Genomic DNA, 14836 nt, shown 5'->3' with positions numbered 1-14836 from the left:
ACCGACGTGGCAACATCTGCGCCTGCTTCGTCTGCTCCAGCAGGCGAAGGAGCGAACTGAACAACGGCTATTGGTGATTACTCACCCCGGAGGAGCCAAAGGCGGTGTGCGCGTTCTCGCCGCCCCAGCCGGTCGGGCTGCGCCAGATGACATTGACACGGAAGACGTCGCGAATCGTGTCTACAGACCAGTCTTCGGCAGGCGGTTCGGAGAGGACGAGGTAGAGACCGTCGGCCGGCGCGGGCAGCGTGTGGTTGATCTCGAGCAGGCGGGTCGCGCCCGATCGCAGGTCCGCATAGGTGGAGCAGCCTGCACCCAGGGCCTCGTAGAGGAAGAGACCGTGCTGGGTGACGCAGCTGACATCGACGACCGAGGAGTCGGCCGGCTGGAGGTCCGCCCAGAGAAGTGCTGCCTTCAGCGCATGGCGGACCGCCTCGTGCTTCTTGCAAGTACGGTCGTCCCCGGCAGCCGCTTCCAGCGCACGGAGGAAACTGTCCTTCGTGGTCGCAGCCGGTGTTGCGGCGGTGGTGTCCGCGATGGTCATCTGCACCTCTTCCTTCTGATCGGGTTGCGTCGGGGCGACGGGGACCGCGCCGTCGGACGGTGAGTTCGGCTTCGTCGCCGTGCCGAAGCGCTCCTGGAGCTCTCGCCGTGCTTCAGCGAGGGGCCCTGCCCAGCCGGAAGCATCCAGCCCCTCCGCGAGCCGACCTGCGTCGAAAGTGCCCTCCTTGAGTGCACGGTTGGTTGTCGCGGCAAGGTCTCGAAGAACTCCGAGTCGTTCTCTGTCCGGATCACCGAACAGGTGAAGCACGTCGACCCAGTCGGCCTGGTCCCGGCGAAGGATGCGGTTGGCCATGCCCTGGAGTTCGGAGAGGCGGCTGCGGGCCTCGGGAACGTCGCCGTCGCTGCCGGTCAGCTCTCCCAGCACGTCCAGCGCCGCGACATAGCGCCCCGCCATCCGCTCCGAGACGGGCGACCGGCCACGCTGATCGGCGGTGAGCACCGTCTGACTCGTGTCGTTCGCGAACACCCAGCAGTCCAGCTCGTCACCCCGGCGCGGGGGAACCGAGCCCTGGCGGACGGTGAGCACGAGCGGCCGACCGATCACCGAAGACAGCGGCCTGACCTTGTACCGACCGCCAGAGACGTGGCCCACGACCTCGACCCGGACATCGCTGCCGATCCGGGGAAGGCGATCCGCCGCGCCCGCCGGCCGGGCGTCCGGTGCCGCGGGTTCGGTGTCGTCCGCGGAGGCGGTGAGCGCCTCCGGCAGCGGGGCGGTGTGCAGGACGGTCAGGCTCTGGGTGCTGCGGGTGAGGGCCACGTACAACTGGCGCAGTCCCGCAGGGCCGCGGTCGGCGATGGTGGCGGGCTCGATGACCAGGACGTGGTCGTACTCCATGCCCTTGGCCTGGGTGGCGGCCAGTACGGACACAGCCTCGCGGTGCTGCTCGCCGATGGCATCACCCTCGTCGATCCTGCGGCTGATCGCGTCCAGCCAGTCCGAGTCGTCGGGAACGATGACGGCCACGGAGCGGGGGGTGCTGCCATCACTGGTGTCCATGAGCCGGGCCACGTGGGCGACGGTGTCGTCGAGCAGCTTCCACGGCTCGGTCGCCACGGTCCGTACGGCGTCCGCTCCCGCCTCCCGGACAGCCTGCGGGTACGGCAGGGCCGGAGCGATCGTCCGTGCGAGCGGAGCAACGAACTCCATGATCTCGGCGGGGACGCGGTAGCTGGTGGTGAGCTGAGCCACGCTCCAGTCGCCGTGGTCGGAGAGGAGTGCGCCGAGCAGGTCCCAGCTAGTCGGGATGTGGGCGCCCGTCGCCTGCGCGAGGTCGCCCAGGACGGTCATGGAGCCGCCCACGGCGCAGCGCCGTCGCAGGGAGCGGGCCTGCATGGGCGTGAGGTCCTGGGCCTCGTCGACGACGATGTGGCCGTATCGCGGTGGGGTGTCGCCGCTGATCAGCACCCGGAGCTCTTCAAGGCAGACCTGGTCGTCGAGGGTCCACGGATCGGCGTCGGCGCTGGCGGCGCGGGCCCGCAGCAGGGCCGCCTGCTCGTCCTCGTCGAGGATGCCGTCGGCGCAGTCCCGCAGGTGGTCGGCCGAGTCGTAGAGGCTGCGCAGGGCCTCCCGGGGGCCGGGGGACGGCCAGACGCGTTCGACGAGGCGCTCGACCCGACGGTTGCGCTCCAGGTCACGGCGGATCGTGCTGGCCTGCCCGCGGCGTGGTGCGATGTCGGCGAGCTCCTGGAGGAGCCGGTCAACGAAGAGGCCTCGGAAACGGTCGCGACGCTCCCGGAAGGGCCCGTCGCCGGCGTGAGCGCGGTCGAGGAGGGCGAGGACCTCGGACTTCGGCACGCGAAGGGTCGTACTGCCGGCGGTGACGACGATCGCGGGCTCGTCGCCCTCGAAAGAGGGATCGACGGTGAGGGCGTCGAGAGCCTCAGGGCGGTAGTCGCTCTCGACGCGACGCCGCAGGACGGCCGCCATGCGTTCGTCCGACTTCACGAGGCGCGCCTTCGAGGAGTCGGTGCCGAGGATCTCGCCCTCCCACAGGCGGTCCAGCTGGACGGCGTTGACGTCCCGGGTACCGAGGGTGGGGAGGACCTGGCCAACGTAGTCGAGGAACCGCTGGTGCGGGCCGATGACGAGGATGTCCTGAGCCTTGAAGTGCTCATTGTTGACGAGCCAGGTCACCCGGTGGAGGCCGACCGCCGACTTGCCGGTACCGGGGCCGCCCTGCACGACGAGGATGTCCGAGGGCGAGCCGGTGACCAGCTCCATCTGGTCGCGACGGATGGTCTCGACGATGTCCCGCATCCGGCCGCCGCGCGACCGCTGGAGCTCCCGCAGCAGGAAGTCGTCCGGCTGGAGCGCCTTGCGCCGCTGCCGCCGTACGACGTCGCTGGGGGTGGGGGCCAACGTACGCTCCGGGGCGGGAGACGCGTCCATCTCCTCCGCCGCGCTGTCGTCGGCGGCCTGGCGGGGCTCCGGTACGGCGGCGGGCTCGGGTACGTCCAAGGGAACGGGAGCGGGCGTCGGCAGGGAGATCTCGTCGAAGTAGCTCTCGACGATCCGCTGCACGCAGCGGAGCTGCCGCCGCAGGACCACCTCGCCCGGGTTCTCGGGCCGGGTCTCGATCCACTTCTTCGCCAGGGGGCTGGTCCACAGCAGGACCACCGGCTCGTGCGAGGCGTCGTGCACGCCGCGGCGTCCGATGTACCAGGGACGGGGGTCTCCTCCCGGGTCCTCCGGCGCGTCGACGCGGGCGAAGACCAGGGCTTCGTCGCCGAGCCCTCCGTAGGCCTCCGCACGAGCCTCGGCCTCGGCCCGGTTGGCGATTCCGTCCTTGCCGCTCGCCGAGGCGGTGGCGGCCGAAGTGCCGCTCAGTTCGGCCAGTTTCGAGGTGTAGCAGTCGTACGCGTGGTCCACCGCCCGCTGCTCGCCGGCGAGGATCTCGTCCCGAGTGGTGGTGCTCATGTGCGTCCTCCCTGCGGTGCCGGGCGACACCGCCACGGGCATGTGCCCGTACCCCGCTGAAACAACTATCAGAAACTGGATAGTGACGAACAGTCAGTGGATCAGTTCTCGGACGAGGTCGTCGACCTCGGTCCGCCAGACCCGTACCTGGTCGTACGTGGGCCCGAGCTCGTACAGGTGGTAGTGGCATCCCAGACTCAGCTGGGACCAGAGGGCCTTCGCCCGTCGGGCCGTCTCCGCCGGCGCGACGGAGTGCAGGAGGAGCAGCTTGGCGCGCCCAGTGGTGCGGGACAGGCCGGGCGTCGCGGCTTCCAGCGCCCGGTCGACGCAGAGCTCCAGCGCGGTCCGCAGCGTGAGGCAGGCGCCGCGGTGCCGGCCGGCGGTGGTGGCGTCGGCGAGTTCGCCGTCGAGGAGGTAGTCGGCCGTAAGCAGCAGACCTTCGACGGAAGCGGGGGAAGGGGTGGTCATGCGGTCACCTCCAGCTTGCGGATCTTCTGCGCCAGGTTCTCGACGTCCGTGACGAAGCGGTGGGGGTTGGGGATCGTGGCGCCGTCGGGGTGGGCTCCCTTCTGGCACTGCTGGATCAGGGAGCATGCCGGGCTTCCGTAGCGGCGGCGCACCTCCTCCCTGACGTCGGTGCCGCGCTCCACGTCGCCGAAGAGGGCGAAGGCCGCGACCTCCTGGAACCTTTCCGCGCTGTCGATCGCGGTCTGGAGGTCGTGCTCCGAGCCGCCAGTGCGGTGGTGGCGGATCCAGGCGGCCTCCAGGAACGCGTTCTCAAGGGCGATCCGGCACAGGCCGGGCAGCACGTGGCTGTACGTCTCGGGGGGAAGTCCCGGAGTGGCGGCGATGGCCCGGGCGTCGCCGATGGCCTGCGCGACCGGGTCGTCGACGCAGTCAACCTTCACCCGGGACCCCTCGCCACGCGTCACCTGGAAGACCGTGACCGGCAGCTCCTGGTCGGTGAACGCCTTCTGCAGACGGGGATCGTGGGTGAAGACGACGATCTGCCGGTGCCTGCCCAACTCGTGCAGCACCTGGGCGAGTCCGTGCACCTTGGTCGGGTCCATGGACTGCACGGGGTCGTCGATGACGAGGAAGCCGAACGGGCTGTCCGCGGTCGTGGCCCTCGGCAGGAAGAGGGAGAGCGCGAGGGAGTGCAGCTCCCCCTGGCTCATGACGTCGAGCGCCGGGGCGTCCTGGCCGTCGACGGAAGCCGCCATGAACTTGCCGCCCGTCGACCAGCCCGCCAGGACGTGCCCACCGTCGACACCGTACGCATCGCCATTCCAGGAAATCCCTGCCTTCGCCTCGAGACCGTGCGGGCGCACGTCGTCGCTGAACCAGCGCCCCGGCCAGGGCGCGGAGAACCAGCGGACCTCGCCGGTGTCGGCGGCCTTCGCCTCGACGGTGTAGCCGTTCGATGCGACGTGCAGCATGGCGATCAAACCGGAGCGCGGTGCGGCGGTCACGGGAGTGGTCCGCACCGCTCCTGGAACCCAGGTCAAGGTTGCGTTCCACCCGTTGGCCGGGTCGTAGGCCGAGGGCAGGTTCAGCTCTTCGAGCGGCTACGCCTGGCTGGTCGGCTGGGCAAACCCGTTCTCGCCTTGATCGCGGCCGTCGCCGGCGGCACAGCCCGCCACCAGAGCCGCCGCCAAGACAACCCCGCCCACCGACGTGGCCACACGCATGTCGCTCTCCCTCTTCACCCCCATGACACCCCCTGGGTGCCGTGATCAAGCGTTCAGCAACGCTACCAGGGGTGACTACACATGCATTACGGGCAATTACCCTCTGTTTGCAGGCGCGGTACGTTCACCTGGTCTTCCGGCTGGCACCGTGGAAGCAGCGCCAGTGCGCCCGGCGTGGAAGCACGTACAGATTGGCTGATACGGGCCTCTGTATGGCGGGGAGCTGACCTTGACCGGGCTTCGTGGGAGCTGGTCCGCTTATGCGCGATGGGGGGCGTCGGAATCGGGGGTTGCCTTCGTGACCAGATCGATAGTGGGAAGGCTGAGCCGCGCCGCAGGCTGCCAACCTGAACGGGCCAATCCCTGCTCCAGTCAGACCCCGCGCGCATGAGACTACGGCGGGGAATCGCGGTCGCCGTCGTGGCCGCCGGCGGAGCCGTCACGACCATGCTCGTCGGGCTCGTCACCAACGCGGTGTCCGAGTCGGAGTGGCCTGGGTGGCTGGGATGGTTGCATCAGCATGCCTGGTTCTCGTTCGCCATGCTGGGCGGAGCACTGGTCGGGCTGACCGTGCTGCTTGCCGCGCTGTCGGGAACGCAGGAACGCCCTGCCGAGGTGGCGCCACAACCGGAGGAAGGGGCGGAGCCTCCCGGTGCCGCCCTCGTGCTGCGCTCTCTGCCACGCGACACAACCGCGTTCACCGATCGGACTGCCGAGCTGGAGGCGCTCGTGCGGTCCGTCCGGAACTCGCAGGAGGGTGGCGAGGCTCTGCCTGTGCATGTGATCGATGGAATGCCGGGCGTCGGGAAGACGACATTCGCCGTGCACGCAGGCCATGTGCTGTCGGAGCGGTTTCCTGACGGCCAGCTCTTCGTGAACACCTCAACGGTCACACGACGGGCAGACCCCCTGTACAGGCCACCGAGGCGCTGGCCTCCTTGCTGGCGGCGACCGGAGTGCCGGCGCAGCGGATTCCCGTCGGCAGCGACCTGGGCGCGGTTACCGAAGCTCGGGCCGCCATGTGGCGGAGCCAGCTCGCGGACAAGAAGGCGCTGCTCATCCTCGACAACGCGGCCAGCTATCGGCAGCTGGAGCCCCTGCTGCCTGGCGGGAGCAGCTGTCTCGTGCTGGTGACCAGTCGGAAGCGGCTGGCTGCGTACGAGGAAGTGGTCCTGCCCGTGGAAGCGTTACCCCCGGAACACGCGGTCGATCTATTCGTACGGCTCAGTGGACGGTCTGCTGACTCGCTCGATCGAGCTGATCCCCGTCTATGAGACGAAGGAGGACAGGGCACTCGACCCCAGAACCGAGCGACCGAAATTCAACCGCTGCGAGCACCTCCGCCAGATCCCACCGCACACCGACCTCGGGGTCCACCTCAAGGGATTCCGCCAGGACAGCGAGTCCACCAACTGCACCCTCGACTACTCCCACTGGGACAAGCGCCTCCCCGCCTATGGCGCCCCTGGAGCCGCTCATCTACCTCGGCTTCGCCTGGTGATCAACTCCATCGCCCTCGGCACAGTGGGTGAGCCAGGCAGGTGACGCGCCGCCTGGCTGGCGGCCGGGCAGCCGTCCGCCCGGCGCCGGGCGGGTAACCCCCTCGCCTGCGCACCCCCACCCGCTACACTGACGGCGGCGCGCCAGTCCGCTGGCGCACCGCTGGATCAGTGGACCGATGTGTCCGGGATCGCGGCTTCCGCCGCAATTTCCTACACATTTTCCTACAGATCCCCGCCTTCGTAGCTCAGGGGATAGAGCACCGCTCTCCTAAAGCGGGTGTCGCAGGTTCGAATCCTGCCGGGGGCACAACGTATTACCGCTCTGACCTGGGGTTTATCCCCCAGGGAGGGGTCCTGGTCGGCCTCGGACGTCTCGTCCGGGGCCGTTTGCGTGAGCGGACGGATCGCCAGGCCCTGAAATTTCACTCGGTCCAGCGTTCCGCAGGGATCTCGTGGGCTCCTGCGCCGTCATGTGTCACCTCCAGTCCCCGGGCTGCTCGGCCCGCTCATCTCCCTGCGGCAGGCGGTTCAGAGCGAGCCCCAGAAGCATCACCGTGTACGCACACAGCACTGCGATCCCGGCCCACCACGGAAGCGGGAAGTATCCGGCGGAGGGCGCGTAGTGGGCGACGACCTGCGGATGTTCGACGAGGGTCTGCTGGGCGGCGAAGCCGGCGGCCGGAGTGACGCGCAGCAGCCACTGTGACAGGCCGTCGGGCAGCAGCGGGATGGAGGTCACGACGTACGGGACCGCGATCGTCAGGACGGCGACGAGGATCGCGAGCCAGGTGCGCCGCAGCAGGGAGCCGAGCGAGAGGGCGAGCACGGCGGCGAGGGCCAGGGCGGTGGCCGTGCCGACGGCGACCCGTGTGCCGGTGAGCGCGGACACCGCGCTGACGGGGATCCCGTTGTCCTTCAGGATCGTCACGCCGGCCGGGATCACGATGCTCATGGCGAGGAGCGCGGTCGCGAACGTGACGGCTGCGACGACGATCGCCTTCGCCGCGAGTCGGGGGCGGGTGACCGTCCCGTCGCCTGCGGGCCCGGCTCGGTGCGCGGTGGTGGCGAACCGCACCGCGACCACGAGCACGATGAGCAGCGCCAGGGCCAGGCCGCTCAGGGTGCGTTCCACCGGGCGGGCGCCGTCCTCGGCGCCTGCCGGGCCGATGTCGCCGGTGCCGGTGACGGTGATCGTGCCGTTCTTCTCCACCGCCCCGGACGCCAGGTGGTACTTCTCCCAGTCCGTCCGGTTCCGCTCGCCGACGGCGTCATCGCTCCAGCCCCCGGCGGCTGCGCCCTGGAGGGCGATGTTGTCGAAGGTGCCGCCGGCCTGTGTCCAGCGCACCTGTTCCGTGGCGCCGCCCAGGCCGGTCTGCCGCAGCGTCAGGTCTCCGGGGGAGGTGGCGAACAGGCCGACCTGCGCGGTCTTGGGAAGTCCGGGCAGCCGCACGGTGCCGACCTTCGTCCACGTCGTGCCGTCGGCGGACTCGTGGCCGGTGACGGTGTCGCCCGACCGGGTCAGCCGCAGCCAGCGCGGCGCCCCACCCGCGATCCCTCTGCCGCTGCCGGCGATGTCATGGCGGTAGTCGTACTGCATCCGCACGCCGTGGCTGCCGGTCACCATCAGCGCCGCGTACGAGGAGCCCGGGCGGACACCGTCCTTGATGATGATCCCGGCCTTCGCCCACGGCACCAGTCCCGGGACGATCTGATCGTGGTTCGGTGGCGGGTAGGTGATCGTGCCCGTCATGGACGTCAGCCGGACCGTGATGCTGCCGTCGGTGCCCATGTCGCGGTGCAGGAAGGAGAACTGGTCGTTGACGAGGGAGCCGTCCGGCCCGGTCGGTTCGGCCGGGCAGGGGCCGTCGCACGAGGCGTGGTTGCCGGACGCGTAGAGCAGACCCAGGGCGACGACGGCCAGGGCCGCGACCGCCATCGCGACCAGCCTGCCGATACGCCGGAACTCAGTCCACTCCCGCCGGAGTTGTTCGTTGGTCGGAAACATGCTTCTGGTCTACGGATACGGCCATAACGCGGTCCGAACCGCGGCTGTCACATCGCTGTTAGGTGCGGCCGGGCATGCTGGGTCCGGCCGGACGCGAAAGGGTGGTGGACCATGGGCAGGCTGCGGGGCGGGACCGTCCGCCGGCGATTCACGATCCTTTACGCCGGGGGGTTCCTCGGGTCCGGAATCGTGCTGCTCGCCCTGACCTACCTGATGTCCGGAAGCCGAGTCACCACGCTCGCCCCCGAACAGATTCCGAAACAGGTCCCGGAACCGGTCCCGACGGGTCGGTCCGACCTCGCCTCCGCCGAGCAGCAGATCCGGGATCTGGGGAGGCAGCTCTGGGACGTGCACGCGCAGCAGAACCACCAGTTTCTGGTCGGCTCGCTGACCGCGCTGGCGGTGATGGCGGGCGTCTCGCTCCTGCTCGGCCGGATCCTCGCCGACCGGGTACTGCGCCCGCTGCGGCTGATCACCGCCGCGACACGGCGGATCTCCGCGGAGAACCTGTATCAGCGGCTCGCCGTGGCCGGACCCGCCGACGAGGTCAAGGAGCTCGCCGACACGGTCGACGGTCTTCTGGAACGCCTCGAAGCCTCGTTCGTCGCACAGCGCCGGTTCGTCGGCAACGCCTCGCACGAACTGCGTACGCCGCTGGCGACGATGCGGGCGTCGCTGGACGTCGCCGTCGCCAAACCGGAGCCGGCGGCACAGACCGTCGCACTCGCCGGCCGGTTGCGGGCCGAACTCGACCGGGTGGATCACCTGCTTGACGGCTTTCTCGTCCTTGCGCGGGCGCAGCACGGCACCCTGGCCGACCGGAGCCCCGTGTCGCTCGGCGAGCTGGCACGCAAGGCGCTGACCGCCCGGGCCGCCGACATCGCCGCGAAGACACTGACCGTCGACGACGAGGTGCGGGCGAACGTCTGGACGGAGGGCAGTGAGGCGCTGCTGTCCCGGATGGTGGAGAACATGGTCGACAACGCGATCGTGCACAACGAGGACAGCGGCTGGATCCGGATCTCCACCGAACACACCGCTACGGAGGCGCGCCTGGTCGTCGAGACCGGCGGCCGCCTCCTCGACCAGGACCAAGTTGACCGGCTGACGCAGCCGTTCGAGCGGCTCGGCGCCGACCGGACAAGGTCGGAAGGAAGTTCCGGACTGGGGCTGTCGATCGTCGCAGCGATCGTCGCAGCGCACGGCGGCCGCCTCGCCCTCCTGGCCCGGCCGGAGGGCGGCCTGCGCGTTGCGGCGGCACTGCCGTCGGCAACCGGTTCGGAAGGGTGACACGGTGAGGGTTCTCGTCGTGGAGGACGCGCGGTCGCTGGCGGAGGTCGTCGCCGAGGGACTGCGGGATCAGGGGATGGCCGTCGACCTCGCGCACGACGGTCTGGCCGCCGCCGCCAAGCTCGACATGAACACGTACGACGTGGTGGTCCTCGACCGCGACCTGCCCGGCATCCATGGCGACACTCTCTGCCAGATGATCAGCGAGCGGGACGATCGCGCGATGGTGCTGATGCTGACGGCAGCCGGGGCGCCCGGCGACCGCGTCAGCGGCCTCACCCTCGGCGCCGACGACTACCTCGCCAAGCCCTTCCACTTCCCGGAGCTGATCCTGCGCATCCGGTCCCTGGCCCGCCGCAGGCCGGCCGCCCGGGCCCGCACGCTGCGCGCCGCCGGCCTCGAACTCGACCCCATACGCAGGACCGCCCTCCGCGACGGCCGTCCGCTGGAGCTGTCCGTCAAGGAATTCGCCGTCCTGGAGGCGCTGCTGCGCGCCAGTCCGGGCTTCCTGAGCACCGAGGAACTCCTGGAACAGGTGTGGGACGAGAACGCCGACCCGTTCACCAACACGGTGACCGTCACCATCGGCCGGTTGCGCCGCAAGCTGGGCAGCCCGCCGGTCATCACGACGACGCCCGGGGTGGGCTATCGCATCACCGAGACTCCGACCGTCTGATGGACCTCCGAAGAATGCGTACCCGGCGGCGTCCATGCCCTTGTCCCAGGATGAAGCGGCGGAACGGCGTGCACACACGAGCAACAGGGCTCGAACCTATCCGTAGACCACCGACCACGGGCGCGGGGAATCGTCCGGCGGGCGGGGGACGCCCTCGCGCCTTGGGGTTGCGGTGTGGTCGCGGGCCAGGACGTCGGCCGCGAGTTCGGCGAAGCGGCGGGCGGCCGGGTGGGCTCCGCGGCCGGTGGGCCAGGCACCGCTGATACGCAGGGTCAGGGGGCGGTCCGCCAGCGGCCGCCAGGCGACGCGGGGCTCTTTGCGGGCCACCGGCCCCTGGTCGAAGGCGACTCCGTGACCCGCCGTCACCAGGGCGAGCAGGAACTCCGGGTTGGAAGCGTGTCGGAGGCGGCCTGGGACGAAGCCTTCGGCGCGGCACACGTCGAGAATCCGGTCGTACCGGCCGGGTGCATGTGCCCGCGGGAAGAGCACCAGGTCATGGCCGGAGAGCTCGCCGAGCGCCACCTCCGGCAGCCGGGCCAGCGACGAAGTCCGTGGCAGGACGACACCCAGGTCGAGTGAGATCTCGGGGCCGAGCTGCAGTTCGGTGGCGTCGACGGGATGGTGCACGAGTCCGACGTCCAGGCCGCCGGAGGAGAGCAGCCGCATTTGCTCCTCGGTGGTGACCTCCTGCAGGTCGACGGACAGCCCCGGAGAGCGCTCCGCGCAGGCGGAGAGCAATGCGGACAGCACGGCGGCCGTGGTGTCGGGCGGTACGCCCGCGCGGAGCGTGCCGAGTCCACCGTCGGCGGCGCGGCGGGCCAGCGTGCGCAACCTCTCCTCCCGGGCAAGGAGTTCGTGGGCCTCGTCCAGCAGCGCCGCCCCGGCGGCGCTCAACCGGACGCCGCGCTGCGAGCGGTCGAAGAGCTCGGCACCGAGCTCCTTCTCCAGCCTGCGGATCGCCTGGCTGAGCGGTGGCTGCGCCATGCCCAGCCGCTCGGCGGCCCGGCTGAAGTGCAGCTCGTCGGCTACGGTGACGAAAAGACGCAGGTGGCGTAAGAGGTCCACGATCAACGACTCTACGTGAGGGCCGCGGCCGGCAGGACGGATCAATGGGGCAGGGGCCGACCAACCGATGGCCAGGGGGGACGAAACGGTGATCGAGGAACGGATCCGACAGGTTTTCGCCGAGACGGGCGCCGAAGGGCAGCTGCACGCCATCCCCGTCCACGTGCGCTCGACGGTCGCTGGTGAGGACGGCGCGGAGCCGGGTCCCCGTGAAGTCGCCGTGGGCGCCGACGATCCCGTCGTGATCGCCTCGATCTTCAAGGTGCTGCTGGTGCTGGAGTTCGCCCGGCAGGTCGTTGCCGGCCAGCTCGACCCACGGGAGCGGGTGCGGGTGACCGCCGCCGACCGGCTCGGCGGCTGGGGAACCGCCGGCTGTCTGGACGACGTCGAGCTGTCGCTGCGCGACCTGGCCTACTTCACGATGTCGGTCAGCGACAACTCGGCGGCCGACCTGCTGCTTGCCCGCGTCGGCCTGGACACCGTCCGACTGCTCGCGAAGGAACTCGGACTGGGCCGGACCCGGATCGTGGGCGGCCCGCGAGACCTGTTGGAGTCGATGCTCGCGGAGGTCGGGGCGCGCGACGAGAGAGAGTTCGCCCTCCGCTACCCGGCGCTGCCGGACGACCACAAGAGACGGCTGGCCGTGCTGGATCCCCGCCACACCACGGCGAGCACACCCCGCGAGATCACGCGGCTGCTCCGGCTCATCTGGAGCGACGCCGCCGGGCCGCCGGAAGCCTGCGCGCTCGTACGCGACCTGATGAGCCGCCAGGTCTTCCGCCACCGGCTGGTGACGGGCTTCCCGGACGACGTCACGGTGGCGGCCAAGACCGGAACCCTGCCGGGGCTGCACATGGAAGCGGGCGTCGCCCGCTACCCCGACGGCGAGTGCTATGCGATCGCCGTCTTCGCCCGCACGCACGACCTGACCGCTTCCCGCCCCACGGTGGACGCCGCGATAGGCACCGCCGCCGGAATCGCGGCGGGCTTCCTCCGCGGCGACGGCCGGTGACCAGATCACATATGCGTTCGCGTATCGGAAGGGCGGGAATCTGGTCTTGGACACAGGAGTTCGCGCCCTGATCTCCTGACGCCATGACTCAGGACCCACATGTCACGGGCGGATCCGACGCGCCCTCCAGCCGCAGGCTCGACCGTCGTACGGTGCTGCGCGGCGCCGCGCTCGGCGTAGCCTCCCCGCTGATCCCGGTCACGGCCGCCACGGCGTCCACGACCGCGGGCCGCGGCCGAGGCAGTGGCGGAGCTGCTGGTTCCGTATCGTTCCGCTGGCTCGGCACCGCCGGCTGGCGCATCGACGTCGGCGACCGGACCGTGCTCTTCGATCCGTACCTCACCCGCTTCACCACAGGCCTGTTCGACGGCGCCTTCGACCCGCGGACCCGACTGGAAAGCCGGCCCGCGGTCGTGGACGCGCACATCGGCCGCCCCGAACTCGTCCTGGTGAGCCACTCCCACTGGGACCACCTCGCCGACGTGCCCCACATCGCCAGGACCACCGGCGCCCGTGTCATCGGCACCGAGACCACGTATCACCTCCTGGTCGCCCTGGGGGTCGACGCGGGCCAGATCTCCGTGGTGAAGGGCGGGGAGGTGCTGGACTTCGGCGGGATCACCGTCGAGGTCGTGCCGAGCCTGCACAGCCGCAACAAGAAGTGCGCCTACTTCGCCCCCGGCACGCTTAACTCCACACCCTCGATGGTCCCGAGCACCATCTCGGACCTGCCGGAGGGCGACACCCTCGCCTTCCAGGTGATGGCTGGGGACAGTGGCCCGTCGGCGTTCCTCATGGGAGCCAGCGACTTCTCCGAGCGTGCGGTACGGGACCTGCGCCCCGACCTCGCGATGATCGCCGTACCCTCCAGCACCGCCACCCACCGCTACGTGCCCCGGCTGCTGCGCGCGCTGGACACTCCAGGCATCGTCGTCCCCGTCCACTGGGACAACTTCGAGGTGCCGCTGACCGGTTCCCCGGTACGTGACCCTGCGATGGACCTGGACGCGTTTCTCACCCAGGTCGAGAAGGTGTCTCCCGCAACACGGGTCGTCACCCCGGACTACCACACCGTGTACGACGACGACATGCGCCCCCGCAGTAACTAGCGGCCACGGTTCTGTGTGTTGTTCGCGGGTGCCGACCTACGGTGCATGCCGGCCGGCTGGCGGGCTCGTCACGGCAAGATCCAGAGACCCACCGAGGCCGGCGCCAGCAGGGCGATCCCCACGCCGGTGAGCACGAACGCGCCCACCGGCAGCACGAGCCGGTTGCCGCCGCGCGCGACCCAGAGGCGTCGGGCGAGCCAGGACGCGCCCAGGACGACGAGGACCGCGCCGCCGATCCAGACCAGCAGCAGGGCCAACTGGACGAGGAAGAGCAACGCGTACGACAGCAGCACACCCATGCCCCGATCCCCCTCCCTCGCGCGTGATCCACGGCAATGAGATCAGCTCGATCGAACCGCGTCAACGCATGTCAGGCGCATCTGGCCCGCCGCATGGTGCGCCCCTTCCCGGGCCGCCGTGCCCCAGTCCTGGCCGCGGTCCAGGAGGCGCACCGTGAACGTGGGCGTGCGCAGGACGTGGGTGCCGGCAGAGAGGAGGGTGCCGGGGTGGGCGGCCTGGTCGAGGGTGAAGGTGGCGTACAGGGTGCCGTTCGCCAGGACCTGGTAGACCGACGGGTCGCCCGCCGCGTCCCGCGCGCGTGGCGGGCTGGGGATGTGGACCGCCAGGGCGCACGTGCGGTAGCCGGGGCCGACGTGCCAGCTCCAGGTGGCCGCGTTGTCATGGTCCTCCGTCGGGCTGCCCGACATCGGCAGGGCCGAGAAGCGCCCGTCGCAGCCGCCGCCCCGGTAGCCGCCCGTCGCCACCGTGTACCAGCCCTCGTCGCCGTCCTCGTACCTCCCCGTCTCCACGTACGACCCGCCCGCACAGCCCGGGCCCGCCCACACCTCGTAGGGAGGAGGCGAGGTGGGTGTACGTGTACGAGTCGGAGCGGCGGTCCTTGGCGGCGCGCTCTGTGTCGCCGCTTCCCCGCCCGGGCCCGGGAACCCCGTCGGACCGTTCCTCGTCGGCAGCATCGGCAACGTCCGCACCGGCGGCTCGCCC

The 14836-nt window shown here is 70.4% G+C and carries 12 protein-coding genes and 1 tRNA gene; 6 read left to right on the top strand and 7 right to left on the bottom strand.

What is annotated here, in order from left to right:
• Nucleotides 1–67: 67 nt before the first annotated feature.
• From ACZ4VI_RS17160 to ACZ4VI_RS17150, 3 genes are all read right to left on the bottom strand, one after another.
• Nucleotides 68–3484 (bottom strand): HelD family protein, encoded by a 3417-nt coding sequence (locus tag ACZ4VI_RS17160; protein WP_468000023.1) that lies wholly within the window; start codon nucleotides 3482–3484, stop codon nucleotides 68–70.
• 93 nt (nucleotides 3485–3577) lie between these two features.
• The gene (locus ACZ4VI_RS17155; RefSeq protein WP_468000022.1) at nucleotides 3578–3952 is read right to left on the bottom strand and encodes a hypothetical protein; all 375 of its coding nucleotides are present in this window, start codon (nucleotides 3950–3952) and stop codon (nucleotides 3578–3580) included.
• Nucleotides 3949–4971 (bottom strand): AAA family ATPase, encoded by a 1023-nt coding sequence (locus ACZ4VI_RS17150; RefSeq protein WP_468000021.1) that lies wholly within the window; start codon nucleotides 4969–4971, stop codon nucleotides 3949–3951. The genes ACZ4VI_RS17155 and ACZ4VI_RS17150 overlap by 4 nt, the downstream gene beginning before the upstream one ends.
• Before the next feature lie 1431 nt (nucleotides 4972–6402).
• Here ACZ4VI_RS17150 and ACZ4VI_RS17145 point away from each other — a divergent pair.
• A complete protein-coding gene (locus tag ACZ4VI_RS17145; protein ID WP_468000020.1) occupies nucleotides 6403–6720 on the top strand; it encodes a hypothetical protein in 318 nt (105 codons plus the stop codon).
• Between the two features lie 191 nt (nucleotides 6721–6911).
• Nucleotides 6912–6984 (top strand) — tRNA-Arg (locus ACZ4VI_RS17140).
• Between the two features lie 168 nt (nucleotides 6985–7152).
• Here the strand turns inward: ACZ4VI_RS17140 and ACZ4VI_RS17135 are convergent.
• A complete protein-coding gene (locus ACZ4VI_RS17135; RefSeq protein ID WP_468000019.1) occupies nucleotides 7153–8682 on the bottom strand; it encodes a hypothetical protein in 1530 nt (509 codons plus the stop codon).
• Between the two features lie 111 nt (nucleotides 8683–8793).
• Here ACZ4VI_RS17135 and ACZ4VI_RS17130 point away from each other — a divergent pair, with 111 nt between their 5' ends.
• Together ACZ4VI_RS17130 and ACZ4VI_RS17125 are read left to right on the top strand one after the other, a co-directional pair.
• Nucleotides 8794–9972, top strand: a complete 1179-nt coding sequence (locus tag ACZ4VI_RS17130) for a sensor histidine kinase (RefSeq protein ID WP_468000018.1) — start codon at nucleotides 8794–8796, stop codon at nucleotides 9970–9972.
• 4 nt (nucleotides 9973–9976) lie between these two features.
• Nucleotides 9977–10648, top strand: a complete 672-nt coding sequence (locus tag ACZ4VI_RS17125) for a response regulator transcription factor (protein WP_468000017.1) — start codon at nucleotides 9977–9979, stop codon at nucleotides 10646–10648.
• A 96-nt stretch (nucleotides 10649–10744) separates the two neighbouring features.
• Here the strand turns inward: ACZ4VI_RS17125 and ACZ4VI_RS17120 are convergent, their stop codons facing one another.
• Nucleotides 10745–11713, bottom strand: coding sequence for a LysR family transcriptional regulator (locus tag ACZ4VI_RS17120; protein WP_468000016.1), 969 nt, complete (start codon nucleotides 11711–11713; stop codon nucleotides 10745–10747).
• Between the two features lie 88 nt (nucleotides 11714–11801).
• On the opposite strand from ACZ4VI_RS17120, the gene ACZ4VI_RS17115 reads away from it, so the two are divergent.
• Both ACZ4VI_RS17115 and ACZ4VI_RS17110 read left to right on the top strand, forming a co-directional pair.
• Complete coding sequence (locus ACZ4VI_RS17115) at nucleotides 11802–12725, top strand: serine hydrolase (protein WP_468000297.1); 924 nt, start codon at nucleotides 11802–11804, stop codon at nucleotides 12723–12725.
• A gap of 83 nt (nucleotides 12726–12808) precedes the next feature.
• Nucleotides 12809–13834, top strand: coding sequence for an MBL fold metallo-hydrolase (locus tag ACZ4VI_RS17110; RefSeq protein ID WP_468000015.1), 1026 nt, complete (start codon nucleotides 12809–12811; stop codon nucleotides 13832–13834).
• Between the two features lie 68 nt (nucleotides 13835–13902).
• Here the strand turns inward: ACZ4VI_RS17110 and ACZ4VI_RS17105 are convergent, their stop codons facing one another.
• Together ACZ4VI_RS17105 and ACZ4VI_RS17100 are read right to left on the bottom strand one after the other, a co-directional pair.
• Nucleotides 13903–14133 carry a hypothetical protein gene (locus ACZ4VI_RS17105; RefSeq protein ID WP_468000014.1) on the bottom strand — a complete coding sequence of 77 codons (231 nt, stop codon included), beginning with the start codon at nucleotides 14131–14133 and terminating at the stop codon, nucleotides 13903–13905.
• 42 nt (nucleotides 14134–14175) lie between these two features.
• Nucleotides 14176–14643, bottom strand: coding sequence for a hypothetical protein (locus ACZ4VI_RS17100; RefSeq protein WP_468000013.1), 468 nt, complete (start codon nucleotides 14641–14643; stop codon nucleotides 14176–14178).
• Nucleotides 14644–14836: the final 193 nt, after the last annotated feature.

The sequence above is a fragment of the Streptomyces sp. NPDC029169 genome, assembly GCF_055563935.1.
This window is presented reverse-complemented; position numbering and strand designations above follow the sequence as displayed.

Excerpts from the sequence above, each read along its gene's own strand:
- ACZ4VI_RS17110 (WP_468000015.1), top strand. The coding sequence starts at position 12,809 with ATGACTCAGGACCCACATGTCACGGGCGGATCCGACGCGCCCTCCAGC.
- ACZ4VI_RS17160 (WP_468000023.1), bottom strand. The coding sequence starts at position 3,484 with ATGAGCACCACCACTCGGGACGAGATCCTCGCCGGCGAGCAGCGGGCG.
- ACZ4VI_RS17155 (WP_468000022.1), bottom strand. The coding sequence starts at position 3,952 with ATGACCACCCCTTCCCCCGCTTCCGTCGAAGGTCTGCTGCTTACGGCC.
- ACZ4VI_RS17135 (WP_468000019.1), bottom strand. The coding sequence starts at position 8,682 with ATGTTTCCGACCAACGAACAACTCCGGCGGGAGTGGACTGAGTTCCGG.
- ACZ4VI_RS17130 (WP_468000018.1), top strand. The coding sequence starts at position 8,794 with ATGGGCAGGCTGCGGGGCGGGACCGTCCGCCGGCGATTCACGATCCTT.
- ACZ4VI_RS17105 (WP_468000014.1), bottom strand. The coding sequence starts at position 14,133 with ATGGGTGTGCTGCTGTCGTACGCGTTGCTCTTCCTCGTCCAGTTGGCC.